Genomic DNA, 21,832 nt, shown 5'->3' on the forward strand with positions numbered 1-21,832 from the left:
TCATGTTTTCATTAATGCCGAATTTCTGCCGCAGAGCTTTCATTGCCAGCAAATGTTGCCCACGAATGGCATCGTTATAAACGCTCGGATCAAATTCCGGCAGTTCAATCGCGATATTAATTGGCGTTACCGGATAAGCGCCAACCAGATGAACTTCGGTATGGTTGACTTGTTCTGCCAGTTCGATCGTCTCTTTGACCAGTTTTTCATTGAGCGCATTATGATACGGCTCTTCACTGGCGAGATTCACCGCCACCAGCGCCTTGCCTCCTTCCGGCCACGGCTGGTCTTTCACCATCCACACCGGGCTTGGGCATTTGCGTAACAGATGCCAGTCCGTTGGCGTAAAAATCACCGCTTCCAGACGGTCATGTTGGTGCGCCATTTTTAGCACCAAATCGTGCCCGCCGCTGATCACTTCCTGAATGATGGCTTCGAAAGGACGGTTATGCCAGACCACTTTAATTTCAATGGGAACGCCAGCATTGAGATAATATTTTGCCTGCTCGTGGATCCAGGCTGTACGCTGGCTGATGACGCCCTGACGCATAGCCGTACGTTCGTCCGGGGAGAGCAGGGTGGTCATTTCGTATGAGAAGTCATAGATCGGCAAAAAGGCTTTAATTTTGCCACCAATCCGTTGATGTAAATAAACAGCTCGCCGCAATGCTGGTTGGTCGTCCTGGTTAGGATCGATAACAACGAGCATGTTCTGATACATAGCCATACAGGGTCTCCTTACAACAACTGTCAACGCAGTTTGTAATTAAAAGATTAACCCATATCTGGTGAATGAAACAGTGATGAACCTTCTGCCAGATCAATAAATCAGAAAAATTTAATGATATGACAGAAGGATAGTGAGTTATGCGGAAAAATCAGGCAACATTACGCGTATGACCAGCAAGCTGGGCCAGCGCATCGTTATTTTCGATGGTGATGTATTTACCTTTGACTGCCAGCATACCGCTTTTCTGGAAGCGACCCAGCAGACGGCTGATGGTTTCTACCGTCAGGCCCAGATAGTTACCGATATCGCCACGAGTCATCGTCAGGCGGAATTCACGAGGGGAGAAGCCGCGTTGGGCAAAACGACGGGACAGGTTGTAGATGAATGCAGCCAGACGTTCCTCGGCATTTTTCTTCGACAACAGCAGGATCATGTCCTGATCGCCTTTGATTTCACCGCTCATCAGACGCATCATCTGCTGACGCAGATTCGGCATTTTACCGGACAAATCGTCCAGCGTTTCGAACGGGATTTCACATACCATCGAGGTTTCCAGCGCCTGAGCGAAGCTCGGGTGATGGCCGCTGCCGATGGCGTCAAATCCCACCAGGTCGCCAGCTAAATGGAAACCAGTGATTTGCTCGTCGCCTTGCTCAGTGATGGTATAACTTTTAATCGTACCGGAGCGGATGGCATAAAGCGATTTAAGTTCATCACCAGCCTTAAACAGCGTCTGGCCTTTCTGAATAGGCTTCTTCCGCTCAATGATATTATCAAGCTGATCAAGCTCATGTTCGTTGAGTGTGAACGGGATGCAAAGCTGGCTGATGCTGCAATCCTGGCAATGGATAGCACAACCGCCAGACTGAATGCGCCGTATAATTCGCTTTTCCGGGATCATAGGTCTGCTCAAGCCGTAATTGATATTTGTCAATTTTAACATCTTTTTAGGGAGCAAGTAAGTCTAAGCAAACCTTAACAGCAGAGAATTCCGATATTAGATGTAAATATATGTCTATCTATTTGAAAACCCTTAAGTTGTTAAGGGTAACTTTACATAAAAGTGTGAACAAGCTGGCACAAATTGTTTAATGTTTACAGCAAAAGATAACCTTCGTGGCGCAATAACCACTCTTTTCGCTGAACTCCGCCTGCATATCCGGTCATGGTGCCGTTTCGGCCAATAACCCGATGGCAAGGTACGACGATGCTGATGGGATTCGATCCGTTTGCCGCACCAACGGCACGCGCCGCGCCAGGGCGGCCCAATTGTTCAGCCAGTTGGCCGTAATGCATTACCTGCCCGCAGGGGATAGTGCGTAGAGTTTTCCAGACTTCGCGCTGAAATGGCGTCCCCCCTGTGGCAGTGGGAAGCGTATCAATAATGCTAAGATTACCAGCAAAATAATCACTAAGCTTGTCGCTTAAACCGCCTGGGTTGGTGGCAGAAATGCGCTCATAGCCTTCTTTGCGATAATGGATGTCCAGCAGCTGCACCATGCGTTCGCTGTACTCTTCCCATTCAACCGCCCGCAGGCGAAATTGCTCATCGCAAATCACCCACAGTGGACCCAGTGGCGTGGCAATTTTTTCTTCAAGTAATCTCAGCATCCGTTCTCTCTTAAGACAAACGTGGGTAAATCCCCGGACCTATCGGCAGACCAACAAGATACCACGCCAGCAACATCAGCAGCCATACCACCAAAAAGATAAGCGGATAGGGCAAGACTAACGAATAGTAAGTACCCAGTTTCGCGTCTGGTTTGTAGCGTTGCAGGAATCCAAGAAACAGTGGGACAAAAGGAGATACCGGCGCTAAAGGCAATACGGATGAGTCGGCAATACGAAAGAGGATTTGCGCAAATGCCGGGTGAAAGCCAAGTAGCATAAACATTGGTACGAAAATGGGGGCCAGAATCGACCAGATTGCGGAACCGCTGGCAATAAACATGCATAAGAAAGAGGAAAGCAACGCCAGACCGACAAACGCCGGTATGCCGCTAAGCCCTGAACTTTCCAGTATATCGGTCAGCCCCACGGCGATGAATTTCCCCATGTTGCTCCAGTTAAACATGGCGACAAATTGGGCGAGGGGAAAAACCATCACGATAAATCCCGCCATCTCTTTCATCGGTTCAATCATTAAATGCGGTAAATCCGCCTGACGTCGAATTGTGCGGGTAGCGATGCCATAAGCCAGCGAGACAACAAAGAAAAAAAGAATGATCAGTGGCACGATACCTTTAATAAAGGGTGATGGCATCACGGTGTGATTAATCGGATCGCGCAATATCCCGTTTTCCGGGATCACCATCAGCGCGATCGCAGCAATAAAAAGTAGCGATACGACACCTGCTATGCGTAAACCAAAACGCTGACTTTCGGTCAATGTCTGCAGTTTCTCATCGCTGTTTCCCTGCCATTGACCTAACCGTGGCTCGATGATTTTGTCGGTTATCAGGCCGCCAACAATCGTCAGTACGACTACGGAGCTGGCCATAAAATACCAGTTATCAATTACACTGACGTGCATTTGCGGATTGAACGCAGCCGCCGCTTCCGTGCTGATCCCCGACAGCAACACGTCGGTTGTGACAATCAGTAAATTAGCCGTAAAGCCGCAACCTACGCCTGCAATGGCAGCCAGTAAACCTGCAACTGGATGCCTGCCCACCGCCAGAAAAATCAGCGCACCCATCGGTGGCATGATCACTAACGCCGCATCGGAAGAAATGTGGCTGAAAAAAGCAATAAACAGCACCATATAACTGGCGTAGCGGGCATTAACATGCGATGCCATTTTAACCATTAGCGCTGGCAGTAAGCCGACGCGCTCCGCTAGGCCGGCACCTAAAACCAGCGCCAGGATCGCTCCAAGTGGAGCAAAACCGCTAAAGTTTTTAATCACATTGGGTAAAAACCAGTGTAATCCTTCCACACTGAGCAGGTTTTTCACCACCACCGGCGTACCATCGGTCGGGTTTTTCGCACTGACGCCAAAGGCTGACAAAATTGCCGTCGTCACCATGAGTACGATTATCAAATAGATAAAGAGCAAAAAAGGATGGGGAACCTTGTTACCAATTCTTTCGACCCAGCCATAGAGCTTCCCGGATTGGGAGGACGACGGTATGGATGACATACTCATGGGCATTCCTCGGTTGTTGTGTTTGCGTTGTTGTTGTTATTTTAAAGGTGACGGTGTCACGTTTTTCGGGATAGGGCAGTGATACGGTTGCGTGTCCGTAACTTGCTGATGCTCTTGTTGGCATTCTTGCAATAGCCCTGAATCAATGAAGAGATTGACTGTGGTTGCTGCCATAGTTTTCGCCGCCAGCAGCATTCCTTTATGAGCAATAGATGTTCGCCCCTGGCTAACCAGTTGCCACGTATGTAGCGGTGTACCGACGGCAAAACAGGGGCTGAAACACTGGGCAACAGGCAGTTTCCAACTGACGTCGCCGACATCAGTCGATGCCGCAAGCACGTTATCGGTGGCGGCATATGGAGCGACCTCATTCGCCAGTACCGTTTCACGATGACGTAGTGCAAAAACCTTGCCGTTTTCGCCACCGGTTGCGGCGATATTATTCAGACTGTTTTGCCGATCGTTGGGGGTGAGCGTAGCCTGAATTTGTTTCGCAAAAGCCAGTTCTTCGGAGTTCCATTCCGGGGTACCAAAATGGGATAGGGCATGGTACATGGCATTTTCTAAGGTGCGATTCGGGAGATAACTGGAACAGGCTTTGTCGAAGCGGCATTCAACCGTGGTTTCGGTCATCAATGCCGCACCTTCGGCGATTTTGGCGACCCGATCAAAAATATGCTGCACGTCGGTCATTTCGGGGGCGCGGATAAGATAAAGCACTTCTGCCTGCGCCTGGACCACGTTGGGCGAGATCCCGCCGCTATTTGTGATGGCATAGTGTACGCGCGCTTTTTCAATAATATGTTCGTTGAGGAAGTTGGTGCCAGTGGTCATCAACGTTACGGCATCAAGGGCGCTGCGTCCCAAATGAGGGGAATTCGCGGCATGTGCTGCGATCCCTTTAAAGCGCCATGATGCCTGAATGTTTGCCAGCGTGCGGGTATTGAACATACCGGCAAAGGCTTCCGGGTGCCAGGTGAGTGCCGCATCCACATCATCAAATACCCCCTCGCGGACCATGAACGTTTTACCCGAGCCGCCTTCTTCGCCAGGACAACCATAAAAGCGCACTGTGCCGCCTTGCCCATATTGTTCCAGCCATTTCTTGACGGCTATTGCAGCGGCAAAGGCGGCGGTTCCCAGCAAATTGTGTCCGCAACCGTGACCATTTTCACCGGGCGTCACGGATGTAGGTTGCGCGCAACCTGCTTGCTGACTTAAACCTGCCAGGGCGTCATATTCTCCCAGCAGGGCGATAACCGGTTTGCCTTGACCAAACGAAGCAATAAAGGCATTTGGGATATTGCCTACGTTGCGGGTAACGGTGAAGCCTGCAGATTCCAGCGCCGAAGCCAGATGCTCCGCTGACCAGAACTCTTCAAAACGTGTTTCTGGATGATCCCAGATTTGATCGGCAATATCGGTATAACGTTGGCGATCGGCTTCAATCGCATCGTCGATAAAACGATAGATTTCCTGCATCAGATACCTCGCGTCCAGGGAAAATTGAGCGCGGTGCGCGCCAGCGTTTCGACGGCAATAGCGAGAACCTGCTCGTCAAAATCGAATTTTTCGTTGTGATGACCTGCCGCCAGCTGTGTGCCAAACACCACGTAGGAGGCTTGCCCTTGATGTTGCTGCACGCGGGCCATCATTAATGTGGCATCTTCGGAACCCGCAGGCGCTTCAACACGTTCAATGGCCTGATTGACCCCCGCGACCTGAGCCGCCTGACTTTGCAACCATGCGACCCATTGCGGCGAAGGAGAACTGGCGGTAGCTGCACCCATCAGACGAGTTTCAACGCCGACACCATACATGGTTGCTGCGCCCTGAATCGCTTGTTGTGCACGGTCAAAAACATATTGATTAATGACGTCGCTGGCCCCGCGTGTTTCCACTTTCAGCAACGCCGAGGCAGGAACAACGTTACGACCGCTTCCTGCCTGCATAACGCCCACGTTTACTCTGGAAGCTCCTTCGCTGTGCGGGGCGATTGCATGCAGTGCAAGAGTGGCTTGTGCTGCCGCCAACAAGGCATTGTGACCGTCTTCTGGTTTTGCGCCTGCGTGAGCGGCGGTACCGGTGAAGTGCGCGTCAAATTTGGTGGTTGCCATAAAATTATCACTGCCGCACACCACGGTGCCCGCAGGTACGCCAGTGCCAATGTGCACGGCAGTAAAATAATCAACATCATCTACGACACCTGCATCGACCATCGCCCGCGCGCCACGCGTACCTTCCTCTGCAGGCTGAAAAATCAGTTTGATGACGCCATGTAGTCCGGACTCGAATTGTTTAAGGGTATGCGCCAGCCCAAGCCCAATGGCGGTATGTCCATCATGACCACAGGCATGCATCATTCCGGCGTTACATGACGCAAAACCGTCGCGGTAGGGGCGATGGCTGACATCCTGCTCTTCACTGAGATCCAGCGCGTCCATATCGACACGGAAAGCCATCACCGGACCGGGGCGACCGGTATCCAGGGTGGCGACGATACCAGTGAAACCACCTTCAAAAACCGCAATCCATTGTGCTAGCGCACCCTGTTGACGAGCGCGCTCGAATTCGCGTTGTAGAGTGAGTTCATCAGGTAGTCCCATCCGGCTACTTTCATTAACTACTTCGCGGCCCAGCGCCAGTGAATAGCCGAGCTGCTGCAATTCTTCCGCAACAAGGGTGGCAGTGCGGAATTCCACCCAGCCAGACTCTGCATAGTGATGAAAATCACGTCGCCAGTGCGATAATTTTGGGGCAAGCGAATTAACAAATTGATTCAAAGACTCCATAACCTTTCCCGTCATCAGTAAAAAGTGTGACCCGGTTCACGTAGCGATAGTTTTTACTTATCACTAACTGATTTTTCACAGTTTTAACCGTTCATAAATTACCCTGACACAATCATCTGCATTAAAGTAGATGCCAGTTTCTTTGGTCTGATAAATAACGGTTATCGGTGGCGTCATGGCTTTTCAGGTAAAAATTCATCAAATTCGTGCTTTTGTTGAAGTGGCTCGTCAGGGCAGCATTCGCGGAGCGAGCCGAATGTTGAATATGTCGCAACCGGCACTGAGTAAATCTATTCAGGAGCTGGAAGAAGGATTAGCGGCGCAACTCTTTTTTCGCCGTAGTAAAGGCGTGACGTTAACTGATGCCGGTGAAAGTTTTTATCAGCACGCCAGTCTTATTCTTGAAGAACTGCGCGCAGCCCAAGAGGATATTCGCCAACGACAAGGGCAACTGGCAGGGCAGATTAATATCGGCATGGGGGCCAGTATTTCCCGCAGTCTGATGCCAGCTGTCATATCTCGTTTTCATCAGCAGCATCCGCAGGTAAAAGTACGCATTATGGAAGGGCAACTGGTGTCGATGATTAATGAATTGCGTCAGGGAGAATTGGATTTCACCATCAATACCTATTATCAGGGACCGTACGACCACGAATTTACTTTTGAGAAATTACTGGAAAAGCAATTCGCGATCTTTTGCCGCCCGGGACACCCCGCCATTGGTGCCCGTTCGATCAAACAGTTACTGGATTACAGCTGGACAATGCCGACGCCACACGGCAGTTACTACAAACAGTTGAGTGAATTGCTTGACGATCAGGCGCAAACGCCACAGGTCGGTGTAGTCTGCGAGACGTTCTCAGCCTGTATCAGTCTGGTGGCAAAAAGCGATTTTCTCAGCATACTGCCTGAAGAAATGGGCTGCGATCCCTTGCACGGACAGGGGCTGGTGATGTTGCCGGTTAGCGAAATTTTACCGAAAGCGGCCTATTATTTGATTCAGCGGCGTGATAGTCGCCAGACACCACTGACCGCGTCATTAATCACGCAATTCCGGCGAGAATGCGGCTATCTGCAAAGTTAAAACTGCATAAAAAAATAGAGTCTGTCGACATCCGCCAGACTCTACAGTACACACAGCAGTGCATCCGCGTCTTAAGTCCGGCATTGTCTCCTCTGCGCCGGTGACTGTGTTATAACGGTTTTAACCTTTAGTTGCCAATTTTCTTCAGTGACAGATTTCACGAAAATATAAGTTACATTATTAATATCGTGAATGAATAATCATGCATAAGCATTTTGCTTAAAATATCGGCAATATTTGGAACTTATTACTGGAATTTTGGGTAATACGTTGTTGGACCGACCCGGTCTGGTTATCATATCGCGCTCTTAATTGCGGGAGGATGTAACATGAACCTTGACGACAAATCGCTGTTTCTTGACGCCATGGAAGATGTCCAGCCGCTGAAACGTGCTACCGATGTCCACTGGCATCCAACGCGTAACCAACGTGCGCCGCAGCGTATCGACACGCTGCAGCTTGATAATTTCCTCACCACCGGATTTCTCGACATCATCCCACTAAGTCAGCCGCTGGAGTTTCGGCGGGAAGGGTTGCAACATGGGGTGCTGGATAAGCTGCGCAGTGGTAAATATCCGCAACAGGCGAGCCTGAATCTTTTGCGCCAGCCGGTGGAAGAGTGCCGCAAAATGATGTTCAGTTTCATTCAACAAGCCATGGCTGATGGTTTGCGTAACGTGCTGATTATTCATGGCAAAGGACGGGATGATAAATCGCATGCCAATATTGTCCGCAGCTATGTGGCGCGCTGGCTGACCGAATTTGATGATGTTCAGGCATATTGCACCGCGCTACCGCATCATGGCGGCAGCGGGGCGTGTTACGTCGCACTACGTAAAACGGCGCAGGCGAAGCAAGAAAACTGGGAGCGCCACGCTAAGCGCAGCCGTTGATCTCGAGACGCATCCGCGGCTTATGCCGCCAGCACGCGGTTGCGTCCATCATTTTTCGCCCGATACAAAGCATCATCAACGCGTTTAAACAGTTCATCGATGCTTTCATTTCCTTCGTGATGCGCCACACCAATGCTGACGGTAAAACGTGGTAAGCCCGAAATACTCACTTTTGCCACGCTTACACGGATAGTTTCAGCCAGCGAAAGCGCGGTATCCAGTGGGGTTCTTGGTAGCAATAAGACAAACTCTTCGCCTCCCCAACGAAACACCAAATCGCCTTTGCGAGCGCAACTTTCGAGGGTGCGGGCGAGGGCGCATAACACCTCATCACCTTTAGAATGCCCATAGAGATCGTTAATGTGTTTAAAACGATCGGTGTCGATGAGCAACAAGCTGTAATCCTGGGCGATGGCGAGGTGCTGCATTTGGCCTGGCTCGGTAATGTGATAAAACTGTCGCCGATTCAGTAATCCGGTCATCGCGTCATGGTGAGCAGCATGTTCCAGCTGCTCCTCCAGCCGTTTTTGCTCAGTAATATCATGCACAATACATAACATGAGCTTGTCGCCATAAATTTCAATCGGCCCGGCATAGGTCTGCACATGACGAGTAGATCCATCCGCCAGTTTATGAACAAAATTCAAAGGTTTATGACCGCCGGGTAAATGCGAAATTTCATGCATGATAGGCATGACGCGACGCCCGAGCATATTAATTTCCCAGGTATGTTTCTGGCACATCGTTTCATGGTTATAACCATAGAAATTGAGCGCGGCGAGGTTAGCATCGACGATTTGGCCATCTCGTGAGGGGTCAATCAACAACATTGGTGCAGAGTTAGTCAGAAAAAAGCGCGCATAAAAACCTTGTTTTTTGCGCTGATAATTTGCCGAGCGACTGGCTTTTAAACCCAGCGTTGCCGGCGCTTCGATACCTTCGAAAATAATCACCGGTTCTGTTTCTGTCAGCTCTCGCAAAACAAGCCGACAGCTTAATGCTGTTTCCTCTTCTTTACGCTGAACAGTGAGGATTTCGATAATATCGTGTTGGTTTTGCAGATCGGAGAGGTATTTCGGCAGTTCTTTTTGTGAGGAGACGGAATAGGGTCCGGTTCGTAGCTGACTAAACGTGAGGTCTTGCATCAACAGTCGCGCCGCGCTATTGGCATAAATTAACTGTTCCTCAAAGGGCGAAACGATCCAGACAGGACTGGTGAGTAAGTCCAGGGTATTGAAGTTGTGCGTAATCATTGAGATCCCATTATTTTTATCAATTTTTGTTGCTATCCGATCGCAAAAAAGCCACGTCATATGATCAGATAATTCTGATAATGATAGACGCTATTTAACACTTCACACGGTTTGTATACGGAAAAGCATTTTGCTTTTTGTATTCAATTTAGACAGAATTTTATTAATCATTTCAGGGTAATGGGGTGATGAGATGTTGCGTAACAGGGCCAGAAGGCTAGACTACAAAATAATGCGTTGATGATGGAGGCACTGTGGAAGCGATTAAGGGATCGGACGTTAATGTCCCGGATGCAGTATTTGCCTGGATGCTGGATGGTAGAGGCGGCGTTAAACCGCTGGAAAATACAGATGTGATTGATGAAGCGCATCCCTGCTGGCTCCACCTTAATTATGTACACCATGATAGCGCCCAATGGCTGGCGACAACACCGCTGCTTCCCAATAACGTACGTGATGCGCTGGCGGGCGAGAGCACACGGCCCCGAGTCAGCCGTCTCGGTGAAGGCACGCTTATTACATTGCGCTGTATAAACGGCAGCACCGATGAACGCCCCGATCAACTGGTCGCCATGCGTGTATATATGGACGGGCGGTTAATTGTTTCGACCCGACAACGCAAAGTGCTGGCGCTGGACGATGTGGTGAGCGATCTGGAAGAGGGCACGGGTCCGACCGATTGCGGAGGGTGGCTGGTGGATGTGTGCGATGCGTTGACCGATCATTCCAGCGAATTTATCGAGCAGCTGCACGATAAAATTATCGACCTTGAAGATAATCTCCTTGATCAGCAAATTCCACCGCGTGGATTCCTGGCTCTGCTGCGCAAACAATTAATCGTGATGCGTCGCTATATGGCACCGCAACGTGATGTCTATGCTCGTCTTGCCAGTGAACGTTTGCCGTGGATGAGCGATGACCAACGCCGTCGGATGCAGGATATTGCCGATCGCCTTGGGCGCGGCCTTGACGAAATCGACGCCTGTATAGCACGGACTGGTGTGATGGCGGATGAAATCGCTCAGGTGATGCAGGAAAATTTAGCTCGTCGTACCTATACAATGTCATTGATGGCAATGGTCTTTTTACCCAGTACCTTTCTGACAGGGTTATTTGGCGTCAACCTTGGTGGGATCCCTGGCGGCGGGTGGCAATTCGGATTTTCAATTTTTTGTATTCTGTTAGTTGTTCTTATTGGTGGTGTTGCTTTATGGTTGCACCGTAGTAAATGGTTGTAACAAAAGCAATTTTTCCGGCTGTCTGTATACAAAAACGCCGCAAAGTTTGAGCGAAGTCAATAAACTCTCTACCCATTCAGGGCAATATCTCCCTTGCAGGTGAATGCAACGTCAAGCGATGGGCGTTGCGCTCCATATTGTCTTACTTCCTTTTTTGAATTACTGCATAGCACAATTGATTCGTACGACGCCGACTTTGATGAGTCGGCTTTTTTTTGCCTGTTATTTATCAGCGTCTACCCTTTAAGAGTCCACCCAATGACCGGAGGGAAATATGACGACACTTATTTATTTGCAAATTCCTGTCCCTGAACCGATTCCTGGCGATCCTGTTCCAGTGCCCGATCCGATCCCTCGCCCGCAACCCATGCCTGACCCACCACCCGATGAAGAACCGATTAAATTGTCGCATCGTGAGCGTAGATCTGCGAGGATACGCGCCTGCTAACTTTGCGTCGATGACCACGAGAATAGATTGTGACCGCTTTTTCTACCCTGAATGTTTTGCCTCCCGCCCAACTCACGAACCTTAATGAGTTGGGTTATTTAACCATGACGCCGGTGCAGGCCGCCGCGCTTCCGGCGATCCTTGCCGGAAAAGATGTTCGCGTGCAGGCGAAAACCGGCAGCGGCAAAACGGCGGCTTTTGGCCTCGGCTTGTTACAGCAAATTGATGCGTCGCTATTTCAAACCCAGGCTTTAGTGCTGTGTCCTACGCGTGAACTGGCGGATCAGGTGGCAGGTGAATTGCGTCGGCTGGCGCGTTTTCTGCCAAATACCAAAATTTTGACGTTGTGCGGTGGTCAACCGTTCGGTATGCAGCGTGATTCGTTGCAACATGCGCCGCATATTATCGTGGCAACGCCGGGTCGTTTGCTGGATCACTTGCAAAAAGGCACGGTATCACTGGATGCGCTGAATACTTTGGTGATGGATGAGGCCGACCGCATGCTGGATATGGGATTTAGCGATGCCATTGATGATGTCATCCGTTTTGCGCCTGCATCTCGACAGACGCTTCTGTTTTCGGCAACCTGGCCGGAAGCCATCGCCGCAATCAGCGGACGAGTGCAACGCGATCCTTTGGCGATTGAAATTGACTCAACAGATGCTTTGCCACCCATTGAACAACAATTTTATGAGACATCCAGTAAAGGCAAAATTCCTCTGTTGCAACGGTTATTAAGTTTGCATCAGCCATCCTCTTGTGTGGTGTTTTGCAATACCAAAAAAGATTGCCAGGCTGTCTGCGACGCGCTGAATGAAGTAGGGCAAAGTGCATTGTCGTTACACGGCGATCTGGAGCAACGCGATCGCGATCAGACCCTGGTACGTTTTGCTAACGGTAGCGCCCGTGTACTGGTTGCGACTGATGTTGCTGCGCGTGGTCTGGATATTAAATCGCTTGAGCTGGTGGTGAACTTTGAGCTGGCGTGGGACCCTGAAGTTCATGTACATCGCATCGGTCGTACAGCTCGTGCAGGAAATAGCGGTCTGGCGATCAGTTTCTGTGCTCCGGAAGAAGCACAGCGGGCCAATATCATTTCTGACATGTTGCAGATAAAACTTAACTGGCAAACGCCGCCAGCTAATAGTTCCATTTTGCCGCTGGAAGCAGAAATGGCAACGTTGTGTATCGATGGCGGGAAAAAAGCCAAAATGCGCCCGGGTGATGTATTAGGTGCGCTGACAGGAGACATCGGGCTTGATGGCGTAGATATTGGCAAAATCGCCGTGCATCCGGCGCATGTCTATGTCGCGGTCCGTCAGGCTGTTGCTCATAAAGCATGGAAACAGTTACAGGGCGGGAAGATTAAAGGAAAAACGTGCCGGGTGCGGTTATTAAAATAATGAAATGTTGAATTGCCGGGTGCAAGAGTAAACATCTTATGCGGGATTGCCGGATGCGACGCTGGCCGCGTCTTATCCGGCCTCCATAAGAGTAGCCCGATACGCTTGCGCATCGGGCGCTATCCTGGTTATTTCACTTCAACCACATTCAGCCGTAACTCATCCAACTGATTTTCATCTTCTTCTGGCTGCCAGCCCGCCGGTTGTAGTGGGATCTCTTCGCGATCAAACGCCAGATCACCCCCGTTAACCACTTCAGAACCGTGGGTAATGCCTTTGAAATCGAACAGGTTGGTATCGCACAGATGCGACGGCACCACATTCTGCATCGCGCTGAACATCGTCTCGATACGCCCTGGATAACGTTTATCCCAGTCACGCAACATGTCAGCAATCACCTGACGTTGCAGGTTAGGCTGTGAACCGCACAGGTTGCACGGAATAATCGGGAACGCTTTTGCATCGGCAAATCGCTGAATATCTTTCTCGCGGCAGTAGGCCAGCGGACGAATAACGATATGTTTGCCATCATCGCTCATCAGTTTCGGAGGCATACCTTTCATCTTGCCGCCGTAGAACATATTTAAGAACAACGTTTGCAGGATATCGTCACGATGGTGACCCAACGCGATCTTCGTCGCCCCCAGTTCCGTTGCGGTACGATAAAGGATACCGCGACGAAGGCGAGAACACAGTGAGCAAGTGGTTTTGCCCTCTGGAATCTTCTCTTTCACGATACCGTAAGTATTCTCTTCAACAATCTTGTACTCAACGCCCAGCTTTTCAAGATACTCGGGCAGAACGTGTTCCGGGAAGCCCGGTTGCTTTTGATCGAGGTTAACAGCCACCAGCGAAAAATTGATTGGCGCGCTTTGCTGCAAATTGCGCAGAATCTCCAGCATGGTATAGCTGTCTTTACCCCCGGAGAGGCAAACCATGATGCGATCGCCTTCTTCAATCATATTGAAGTCAGCAATGGCTTCGCCCACGTTACGACGCAGACGTTTTTGTAATTTGTTCAGGTTGTATTGTTCTTTCTTACTAATTTCTTGATTTTGCGACATTTAAAAGCGACTCAATTCGTTATATGGCATCAGAAGAGTATGCGTCATGCCGGAACGCCCAGCATAAGAAATCTGATATAAAAACTGTGGCGTGTATGGTACGGATTAGAGGGGAAAATGTCAGCACATTTGCGAAATGAATCAAAAAGCCCGCAGCAATGTGCGGGCGTTAGTGTCAGCGCACAACCAGCACGGAGCACTCTGCGTGACGCACTACAGCTGCGGCGTTGGAACCGAGCAGATAAGTGGTGATATCCGGTCGATGGGAAGCAATGATGATCATATGAGCGGGGATCTTCTTCGCCATTTCCAGAATGCGGTCTTTGGGCGAGCCTTCCTCAACATGGACATGCACTCTGTCGGTTGGCAGTTTAAATTTTTTAATGATCTCTTCCAGTTGCGATTTGGCTTCCGCTTTCAGGTCATCCATTGCCGGTAATTCTGCGGAATACGCTAAACCCAGAGAGGCATAGTAGGGCAGTGAAGGTATTACCGTCAGGAAATGAACCTCTGCATCATCAATCTTTGCCTCTGCCTCAACGTGGCTAATCACGCGTTGAGTTAATTCTGAATCGGAAATATCGATAGGGACAAGAATCGTTCTGTTCATAAAACCTCCTGTTTTAGTATCCGCATAAAGTGTAACGCCAGATGACACTTTTTGTGTAATGACGGAGTTCACATTTTTAATTTAGATCAAAGGAGGAAGAATAAGCAGAAAAAGCCCGCCATAACAGCGGGCAGGAGGATTTAGAACTGATAAACCAGACCTAAAGCGACAATATCATCGGTAGAGATGCCATTGGCAGCGTAGAAACTGTCATCTTCATCCAACAGGTTGATTTTATAGTCAACATAAGTGGACATGTTTTTATTGAAATAGTAAGTCGCGCCAACATCGGCGTATTTAACCAGATCTTTATCATCAACACCTGCCGGGTTGTCTGCACCACCGGCAGCGTGCAGGTCACGGCCTTTAGACATCAGGAAAGAGACTGCCGGACGCAGACCAAAATCAAACTGGTACTGTGCAGTGACTTCAAAGTTCTGGGTTTTGTTTGCAACAGCATAATCGCTGTCGCCAAACGGGGTCATATTACGCGTTTCTGAATACATGGTTGCCAGGTAAATATTGTTAGCATCGTATTTTAGCCCAGCAGTCCACGCGTCTGCTTTATCACCACCCGCCGCAGTATGGTTAACCTGATCATTGGTGCGGTCAGAAGAGGTGTATGCCGCACCAGCGCTAAAGCCCATGCCTAAATCATATGTTGTGGAAAGACCCCAGCCGTCACCGTTTTCATGGCGAACATCACGTCCGTTGTTGGTGCCTTCCTGACCATTACTGGCACCTTCGTTGTTACCTTGATACTGCACCGCGAAGTTCAGACCATTTACCAGACCGAAGAAATCAGTATTACGATAAGTCGCGACGCCATTGGCTCGACCAGTCATAAAGTTGTCTGCATTGGTATAAGAGTCACCGCCAAATTCAGGCAGCATATCGGTCCAGCCTTCGATGTCGTACATTACGCCATAATTACGTCCGTAATCGAAAGAACCGTAATCTGCAAATTTCAGCCCGGCAAATGCCAGACGGGTCCATGACTGGTTTTTTGAAGATTCAGTGTTGTTTGCCTGAATATTGTATTCCCATTGACCGTAGCCAGTGAGTTGATCGTTAATTTGGGTTTCGCCTTTAAAACCCAGACGCGCATAGCTCTGGTCGCCATCTTTCGCCGAATTATCAGAAAAATAATGCAGGCCATCAACTTTGCCATACAGATCTAATTTGTTGCCGTCTTTATTATAAACTTCGGCTGCATGTGCAGCACCTGCGGCGAGCAGGGCAGGAATTAAAAGTGCCAGTACTTTGCTTTTCATTGAATAAATCCTTTAGTTATTTTATTTGCCTTTTATCCCCATTTCGGGGAGTGAAAACATCCTAAAGGAGAAGTTCAGTTAGCCGATAAATATCATTTGTTACGCCTTAAGTAAAACCTTAATCAAATAATTCCTCTGAAATGATAATAAGTCTGGTGAATGTATCGAAGATAATACATACAAAATAAAAATTATACTTTTAATTTTCTATACGTTATTCTGCGCGGGTTATATGCCTTTATTGTCACAGATTTTATTTTCTGTTGGGCCATTGCATTGCCACTGATTTTCCAACATATAAAAAGACAAGCCCGAACAGTCGTCCGGGCTTTTTTTTAGAATTGGATAATCCTTATCCAGAGCATTTAATCGGTGTTGCTTTTTTCCGCTTTTCCGGCCATTTGTGCCAGGAAGTCATAGCGTTTTTGCAAATCAGCTGCTGCATCTTTCCATAACTGTTCTGCCACTTCTGGCTGCTGCGAATTCAGCCGACGGAAACGTTGCTCGTGAAGTAACGTTTCTTCCAGTGCTACTGACGGCGGGCGTGAATCCAGCGCCAGCGGCAGTTTGCCTTCATCGGCACGACGCGGATCGAAGCGATATAGCGGCCAGAAGCCGGTAGCTGTGAGTTGGCGCATCTGGTCGTGGCTGAGTGCCAGATCGTAACCATGCTCTTCACATGGGCTATAAGCGATGATCAGCGATGGCCCCGGATACGCTTCCGCTTCCTGAATCGCTTTCACCGTCTGGTTGAGCTGCGCGCCGAGAGAAATCTGCGCCACATAAACATGACCGTACATCATCATACTGACGCCAAGATCTTTACGCGCTTTACGTTTGCCGTGCTCGCCAAATTTAGTTACTGCACCCAGCGGTGTCGCTTTCGACGCCTGACCACCGGTGTTGGAATAGCATTGCGTATCCAGCACCAGAATGTTGACGTTTTCCGTCAAACTCAATACATGATCCAGACCGCCAAAGCCGATATCGTAAGCCCAGCCATCACCACCAATCAGCCAGATTGATTTTTCCACCAGTGCATCTGCGTCACGCAGCAGTTCATGTGCTTCGGCAACATCGTTGAGTTGCTGGCGTAAAGCTGCGACCTGTTCTCGACGAACCTCTGGCGTAGCGTCTGATTTCAACGCTGTCAGTAATTCCGCCGGGATTTTATCGGCAAATTGATCCAGCAGACGCAGCACGCGGACACGGTGTTGATCGACCGTCAGGCGGAAACCAAGGCCAAATTCGGCATTATCTTCAAACAGAGAGTTCGCCCATGCCGGCCCACGACCGTTGGCATCGGTGGTATACGGTGTAGAGGGCAGGTTACCGCCATAAATTGAAGAACAGCCGGTGGCGTTAGCGATCAACATCCGGTCGCCATAGAGCTGAGTCAGCAATTTAATATACGGCGTCTCGCCACAACCGGAGCAAGCACCTGAATATTCAAACAGCGGTGTAATCAGCTGCGATGTACGAATATCAATACGTTCCAGTTTGCTACGGTCGATTTCTGGCAGGTTGAGGAAGAAATCGTAATTGATTTTCTCTTCTTCGACATGTTCCAGGCGAGACATCATATTGATGGCTTTAATCTCTGGATTCTGACGGTCTTTCGCCGGGCAAACTTCGACGCACAGGTTACAACCGGTGCAATCTTCCGGTGCCACCTGCAAGACATATTTCTGCCCGCGCATATCACGCGATTTCACATCCAGCGAATGCAGGCTGGCAGGGGCGTTTTCCATCGCTTCAGGCGGCACCACTTTTGCGCGAATAGCTGAGTGTGGGCAAGCGGCAACGCAGTGGTTACATTGGGTACAGAGTTCCTCTTTCCAGATGGGGATCTCTTCGGCGATATTGCGTTTTTCCCAGCGAGTGGTGCCCATCGGCCAGGTGCCGTCTGGCGGCAGCGCCGAAACGGGGAGGGCATCACCAAGCCCGGCGAGCATCGCAGCGGTTACGGTTTTCACGAAATCAGGAGCGGCATCGGAAACCACTGGCGGTCGATTGGCGCTGTGCGGATTAACCGGCTGCAACGGAACTTCTTCTACGGATTCACGCGCCAGCGCCAGAGCCTGCCAGTTGCGTTCCACCAGATCCTGACCTTTGCTACTGTAACTTTTGGCAATCGCACCCTGCAATTCTGCGAGGGCGCTATCGCCAGGCAGAATTTGTGTCAGATGGAAAAAAGCCATCTGCATGACGGTATTAATACGGGCCGCCAGGCCACATTCGCGGGCGATTTTCGCCGCGTTAATCACATAGAAGCGCGCTTTTTGCTGGTTTAACACGGCCTGAACTTCTTGCGGCAAGCGCGACCACACTTCATCTGCGCTGTACGGCGTGTTGAGCAGGAAAATGCCGCCAGGTTTTAAACGCTCAGCCATCTGATATTTATCGATAAACTGCAACTGGTGGCAGCCAACAAAATCAGCCTGGGAAATGAGATAAGCGGAACGAATCGGCTGTTCGCTCACGCGAAGGTGAGAAACCGTCAGGCCGCCCGCTTTTTTGGAGTCGTAAACAAAATAGCCCTGTGCGTACCACGGCGTGGAATTACCGATAATCTTGATATTGTTTTTGGTCGCGGAAACGCTGCCATCACTACCAAGGCCATAAAACAAGGCTTCCAGTTTCGCCGAGTTTGGCAGGGTGTTTTCCGGCAACGGCAGTGACAGATTAGTCACATCATCGTAAATACCAACCGTAAAGCGCGCTTTCGGTTTAGCCGCGTTGAGCTCGGCAAATACCGCCAGTACACAGTCCGGGCCAAATTCTTTGGATGAAAGACCATAGCGCCCACCAATGACACGGGGCAGGGTTTCGCGCTCACCATTATTAAAGGCTTCTGCCAGTGCGGTCATCACATCCAGATAGAGCGGTTCTGCCTGGGCACCGGGTTCTTTGGTTCTGTCCAGTACCGCCACGCTGCGTACGGATCCCGGCAGAGCTTGCAGCAAGTGTTTGGCGGAGAAGGGGCGGTACAGGCGAACTTTCAGCACGCCGACTTTTTCGCCACGGATTAGCAATTCATCAACCACTTCTTCACAGGTGCCAATGGCAGAGCCCATCAGGATAATCACCCGTTCCGCTTGCGGATGCCCGTAATATTCAAACGGCTGATACTGACGACCTGTCGCGGCAGAGAAATCATTCATCGCCTGTTCAACATGGTCATAGACCGCGTCGTACCATGGGTTGGTGGCTTCGCGAGACTGGAAATAAGTGTCAGGATTGGCGGACGTACCGCGGATCACCGGATGTTCCGGGTTGAGTGCCCGGGCGCGATGAGCATCAATTTCGGCCTGCGGCATGAGATCAAGAATCGTGTCATCGGCCAGCGGGACAATTTTGTTGATTTCGTGGGACGTGCGGAAACCATCAAAGAAATGAATAAATGGCACGCGGCTTTTCAGCGTCGCGATGTGCGAAATGAGAGCAAAGTCTTGCGCTTCCTGGACGTTTGCCGCACACAACATCGCGCAACCCGTCTGGCGCACCGCCATGACGTCGGAATGATCGCCAAAAATAGAGAGTGCATGTGTGGCAACGGTACGTGCCGCTACATGCAGGACAAACGGTGTGAGTTCGCCTGCCAGTTTGTACAGCGTCGGGATCATCAGCAGCAAACCCTGCGATGACGTAAACGATGTTGAAAGGGCACCCGTCTGCAAAGCGCCATGCACGGTAGCGATAGCACCCGCTTCCGACTGCATTTCAACCACGCGTGGTGTGTCTCCCCAAACGTTCTTCAAGCCGTTTCCGGCCCAGGCATCAGCCTGTTCTGCCATCGTGGAACTGGGGGTAATAGGGTAGATGGCGATAACTTCACTGGTGCGAAACGCCACCGAAGCAACCGCGCCATTACCGTCAATAGTAATCATATGACACCCTTACATTGCGCAAATGAGGGGCGCACGAAATTGCTGCGCGCCCAGTAGTAATCCTTCAATTTTAGCAAATGGCTTTCTTCTGCATTTTCGCTTTTGTGTCCCCCACATCAGCGTAATGAATGTTTTGATCAAACAGAGGGCAAAAAAATAGCCATAAAAAAGTAAAAATGCGGGGCAACGCGCAGGACAGCTCTCGACGCCGCCCTCTGTGCTGCCTATTATTTATGGCGGTGTCGTTTGGCTTGAAGATCAGAGGAAGAAGAGATGCGAGCAGCGTTTTGGGTAGGGTGTGCCGCTTTATTGTTGTCGGCGTGTAGTAGTGAACCTGTTCAGCAGGCGACTGCGGCGCACGTAGCGCCAGGTTTAAAAGCGTCGATGTCCAGTAGTGGAGAAGCAAATTGTGCAATGATCGGCGGTTCGCTTTCTGTTGCCCGTCAACTGGATGGTACGGCGATTGGGATGTGTGCATTACCCAACGGCAAACGCTGTAGTGAACAGTCACTTGCCGCCGGGAGCTGTGGCAGCTATTAATTCATTAAATCCGCCAGCTTATAAGTTAATGTCTGTTTCGCGGTCGCCAGCGTTAACTGGTTCGCGGTCAGATCCACTTGTGCACCTTCTTTCAGCATTTCGCTAATGGTGTTATCGAGTTCATTAAGCTGCGGGTTAGCGCACATCATACGGGTCATTGCCAGCCCTTTGGCTGTCAGTTCACCATTAGACAGTTTGCCTTCACCGCTAAAGCGGTTACACATGCTGCCGGAAATCATCATTTTTTCACCAAAGCTGATTTCTGGCGGATTTTTATCGTTGGTCACGGGCTTACCGTTTACGCTTTCCAGCACAAAACGATGATGCTGTAACTGTTCTGGCGTTACAGCAATTTTGTCATTACTTACACATCCCGCCATCAGCAGGCTTAGCGCAACGAGCGCGGCTACTTTCTTCATTGTGGTTCTCAATTACAGTTTCTGACTCAGGGCTATTTTAAGAATAGAGGATGAAAGGTCATTGGGGATTATCTGAATCAGCTCCCCTGGAATGCAGGGGAGCGGCAAGATTAAACCAGTTCGTTCGGGCAGGTTTCGCCTTTTTCCAGATTGCTTAAGTTTTGCAGCGTAGTCTGAGAAATACTGGTCAGAGCTTCTGCTGTCAGGAATGCCTGGTGCCCGGTAAATAGCACGTTGTGGCAGGCAGACAGGCGACGGAATACGTCATCCTGAATTACGTCGTTGGATTTATCTTCAAAGAATAGATCGCGTTCGTTCTCATATACGTCCATACCCAACGAACCAATTTTCTGATTTTTCAGCGCTTCAATTGCTGCCTGAGAATCAATCAATGCACCGCGACTGGTATTGACGATCATCACGCCATTTTTCATCTGATCGAAGGCGGCTTCGTTCAACAGATGGTAGTTTTCCGGTGTCAGCGGGCAGTGCAGAGAGATAACGTCTGATTCAGAGAACAGGGTTGGCAGATCGACATACTCCACACCGAGTTCCAGCGCCGCTGCACTTGGATACGGATCGAACGCCAGCAGACGCATACCAAAACCTTTCAGAATGCGCAGCATCGCCACACCGATTTTACCGGTACCGATAACGCCTGCCGTTTTGCCATACATAGTAAAGCCGGTCAGACCTTCCAGAGAGAAGTTAGCGTCACGGGTACGCTGATACGCGCGGTGAATACGGCGGTTCAGCGTCATCATCATACCGATGGCGTGTTCAGCAACGGCCTCTGGATCATAGGCTGGAACACGGACTACTTTCAGCCCCAGTTCTTTTGCCGCGTCAAGGTCGACGTTATTGAAACCGGCACAGCGCAGGGCGATATATTTAACGCCGTGCTTTTTCAGCTCTTCCAGCACCGGGCGGCTGCCGTCATCGTTTACGAAAATACATACCGCTTCGCAGCCATTGGCAGTTTTAGCGGTTTTTTCCGTCAGCAGAAAGTCAAAAAATTCCAGCTCAAAGCCAAAGGACTCGTTCAC

At 50.0% G+C, this 21,832-nt stretch carries 19 protein-coding genes and 1 pseudogene (1 of these 20 cut by a window edge); 7 read left to right on the top strand and 13 right to left on the bottom strand.

The features are described from left to right. From uspE to abgA, 6 genes are all read right to left on the bottom strand, one after another. On the bottom strand, nt 1-727 hold a 727-nt coding region (uspE, locus tag QZF50_RS07665), incomplete at its 3' end, for a universal stress protein UspE (RefSeq protein ID WP_290388845.1). A 151-nt stretch (nt 728-878) separates the two neighbouring features. After that, nucleotides 879-1,631: a fumarate/nitrate reduction transcriptional regulator Fnr gene (gene fnr / locus QZF50_RS07670; protein WP_000611911.1), complete on the bottom strand. Its 753-nt coding sequence runs from the start codon at nt 1,629-1,631 to the stop codon at nt 879-881. 194 nt (nt 1,632-1,825) lie between these two features. Beyond that, nucleotides 1,826-2,341: a methylated-DNA--[protein]-cysteine S-methyltransferase gene (ogt, locus tag QZF50_RS07675; RefSeq protein ID WP_000945013.1), complete on the bottom strand. Its 516-nt coding sequence runs from the start codon at nt 2,339-2,341 to the stop codon at nt 1,826-1,828. 10 nt (nt 2,342-2,351) lie between these two features. Further along, nucleotides 2,352-3,878, bottom strand: a complete 1,527-nt coding sequence (gene abgT / locus QZF50_RS07680; protein ID WP_000062967.1) for a p-aminobenzoyl-glutamate transporter — start codon at nt 3,876-3,878, stop codon at nt 2,352-2,354. Nucleotides 3,879-3,914: 36 nt separating this feature from the next. Then, nucleotides 3,915-5,360 (bottom strand): p-aminobenzoyl-glutamate hydrolase subunit AbgB, encoded by a 1,446-nt coding sequence (gene abgB, locus QZF50_RS07685; RefSeq protein ID WP_001156442.1) that lies wholly within the window; start codon nt 5,358-5,360, stop codon nt 3,915-3,917. After that, nucleotides 5,360-6,670, bottom strand: coding sequence for a p-aminobenzoyl-glutamate hydrolase subunit AbgA (gene abgA, locus QZF50_RS07690; RefSeq protein ID WP_000444949.1), 1,311 nt, complete (start codon nt 6,668-6,670; stop codon nt 5,360-5,362). The genes abgB and abgA overlap by 1 nt, the downstream gene beginning before the upstream one ends. A gap of 175 nt (nt 6,671-6,845) precedes the next feature. On the opposite strand from abgA, the gene QZF50_RS07695 reads away from it, so the two are divergent. Then, on the top strand, nt 6,846-7,754 hold the full coding sequence (locus QZF50_RS07695; protein ID WP_000885454.1) for a LysR family transcriptional regulator: 909 nt from the start codon (nt 6,846-6,848) through the stop codon (nt 7,752-7,754). Between the two features lie 329 nt (nt 7,755-8,083). Then, nucleotides 8,084-8,647, top strand: coding sequence for a DNA endonuclease SmrA (gene smrA / locus QZF50_RS07700; protein WP_001046821.1), 564 nt, complete (start codon nt 8,084-8,086; stop codon nt 8,645-8,647). 20 nt (nt 8,648-8,667) lie between these two features. Here smrA and dgcM read toward each other — a convergent pair whose 3' ends face one another. Next, the gene (gene dgcM / locus QZF50_RS07705) at nt 8,668-9,900 is read right to left on the bottom strand and encodes a diguanylate cyclase DgcM (RefSeq protein WP_000628065.1); all 1,233 of its coding nucleotides are present in this window, start codon (nt 9,898-9,900) and stop codon (nt 8,668-8,670) included. A 193-nt stretch (nt 9,901-10,093) separates the two neighbouring features. Between dgcM and ydaN the strand changes: the two genes are divergently transcribed. From ydaN to dbpA, 4 genes are all read left to right on the top strand, one after another. After that, the gene (gene ydaN, locus QZF50_RS07710; protein WP_211180494.1) at nt 10,094-10,141 is read left to right on the top strand and encodes a protein YnaN; all 48 of its coding nucleotides are present in this window, start codon (nt 10,094-10,096) and stop codon (nt 10,139-10,141) included. A 13-nt stretch (nt 10,142-10,154) separates the two neighbouring features. Continuing rightward, nucleotides 10,155-11,138 carry a zinc transporter ZntB gene (gene zntB / locus QZF50_RS07715; RefSeq protein ID WP_000387388.1) on the top strand — a complete coding sequence of 328 codons (984 nt, stop codon included), beginning with the start codon at nt 10,155-10,157 and terminating at the stop codon, nt 11,136-11,138. 274 nt (nt 11,139-11,412) lie between these two features. Continuing rightward, complete coding sequence (gene ynaL, locus QZF50_RS07720) at nt 11,413-11,586, top strand: protein YnaL (protein WP_001296046.1); 174 nt, start codon at nt 11,413-11,415, stop codon at nt 11,584-11,586. A gap of 29 nt (nt 11,587-11,615) precedes the next feature. Next, entirely contained in the window at nt 11,616-12,989 is a 1,374-nt protein-coding gene (gene dbpA / locus QZF50_RS07725; protein WP_000123739.1) for an ATP-dependent RNA helicase DbpA, read from the top strand. A 128-nt stretch (nt 12,990-13,117) separates the two neighbouring features. Here the strand turns inward: dbpA and ttcA are convergent, their stop codons facing one another. From ttcA to nifJ, 4 genes are all read right to left on the bottom strand, one after another. Beyond that, complete coding sequence (gene ttcA, locus QZF50_RS07730) at nt 13,118-14,053, bottom strand: tRNA 2-thiocytidine(32) synthetase TtcA (protein ID WP_000081418.1); 936 nt, start codon at nt 14,051-14,053, stop codon at nt 13,118-13,120. A 175-nt stretch (nt 14,054-14,228) separates the two neighbouring features. Continuing rightward, a complete protein-coding gene (gene uspF / locus QZF50_RS07735; RefSeq protein WP_001082294.1) occupies nt 14,229-14,663 on the bottom strand; it encodes a universal stress protein UspF in 435 nt (144 codons plus the stop codon). A 140-nt stretch (nt 14,664-14,803) separates the two neighbouring features. Beyond that, nucleotides 14,804-15,937 carry a porin OmpN gene (ompN, locus tag QZF50_RS07740; protein ID WP_000837924.1) on the bottom strand — a complete coding sequence of 378 codons (1,134 nt, stop codon included), beginning with the start codon at nt 15,935-15,937 and terminating at the stop codon, nt 14,804-14,806. 365 nt (nt 15,938-16,302) lie between these two features. Beyond that, on the bottom strand, nt 16,303-19,827 hold the full coding sequence (gene nifJ / locus QZF50_RS07745; RefSeq protein ID WP_290388846.1) for a pyruvate:ferredoxin (flavodoxin) oxidoreductase: 3,525 nt from the start codon (nt 19,825-19,827) through the stop codon (nt 16,303-16,305). A 273-nt stretch (nt 19,828-20,100) separates the two neighbouring features. On the opposite strand from nifJ, the gene QZF50_RS07750 reads away from it, so the two are divergent. Beyond that, a complete protein-coding gene (locus tag QZF50_RS07750; RefSeq protein WP_001295715.1) occupies nt 20,101-20,367 on the top strand; it encodes a DUF333 domain-containing protein in 267 nt (88 codons plus the stop codon). On the opposite strand, the gene hslJ is transcribed toward QZF50_RS07750, so the two are convergent. Beyond that, nucleotides 20,364-20,786 carry a heat shock protein HslJ gene (gene hslJ, locus QZF50_RS07755; protein WP_001299385.1) on the bottom strand — a complete coding sequence of 141 codons (423 nt, stop codon included), beginning with the start codon at nt 20,784-20,786 and terminating at the stop codon, nt 20,364-20,366. The two genes, QZF50_RS07750 and hslJ, sit on opposite strands and share 4 nt — an antisense overlap. Before the next feature lie 110 nt (nt 20,787-20,896). Beyond that, nucleotides 20,897-21,832 (bottom strand): annotated as a pseudogene (gene ldhA / locus QZF50_RS07760) (D-lactate dehydrogenase); it runs 58 nt beyond the window's last position.

Source organism: uncultured Escherichia sp. (assembly GCF_948475835.1).
GTDB lineage: Bacteria > Pseudomonadota > Gammaproteobacteria > Enterobacterales > Enterobacteriaceae > ECMA0423.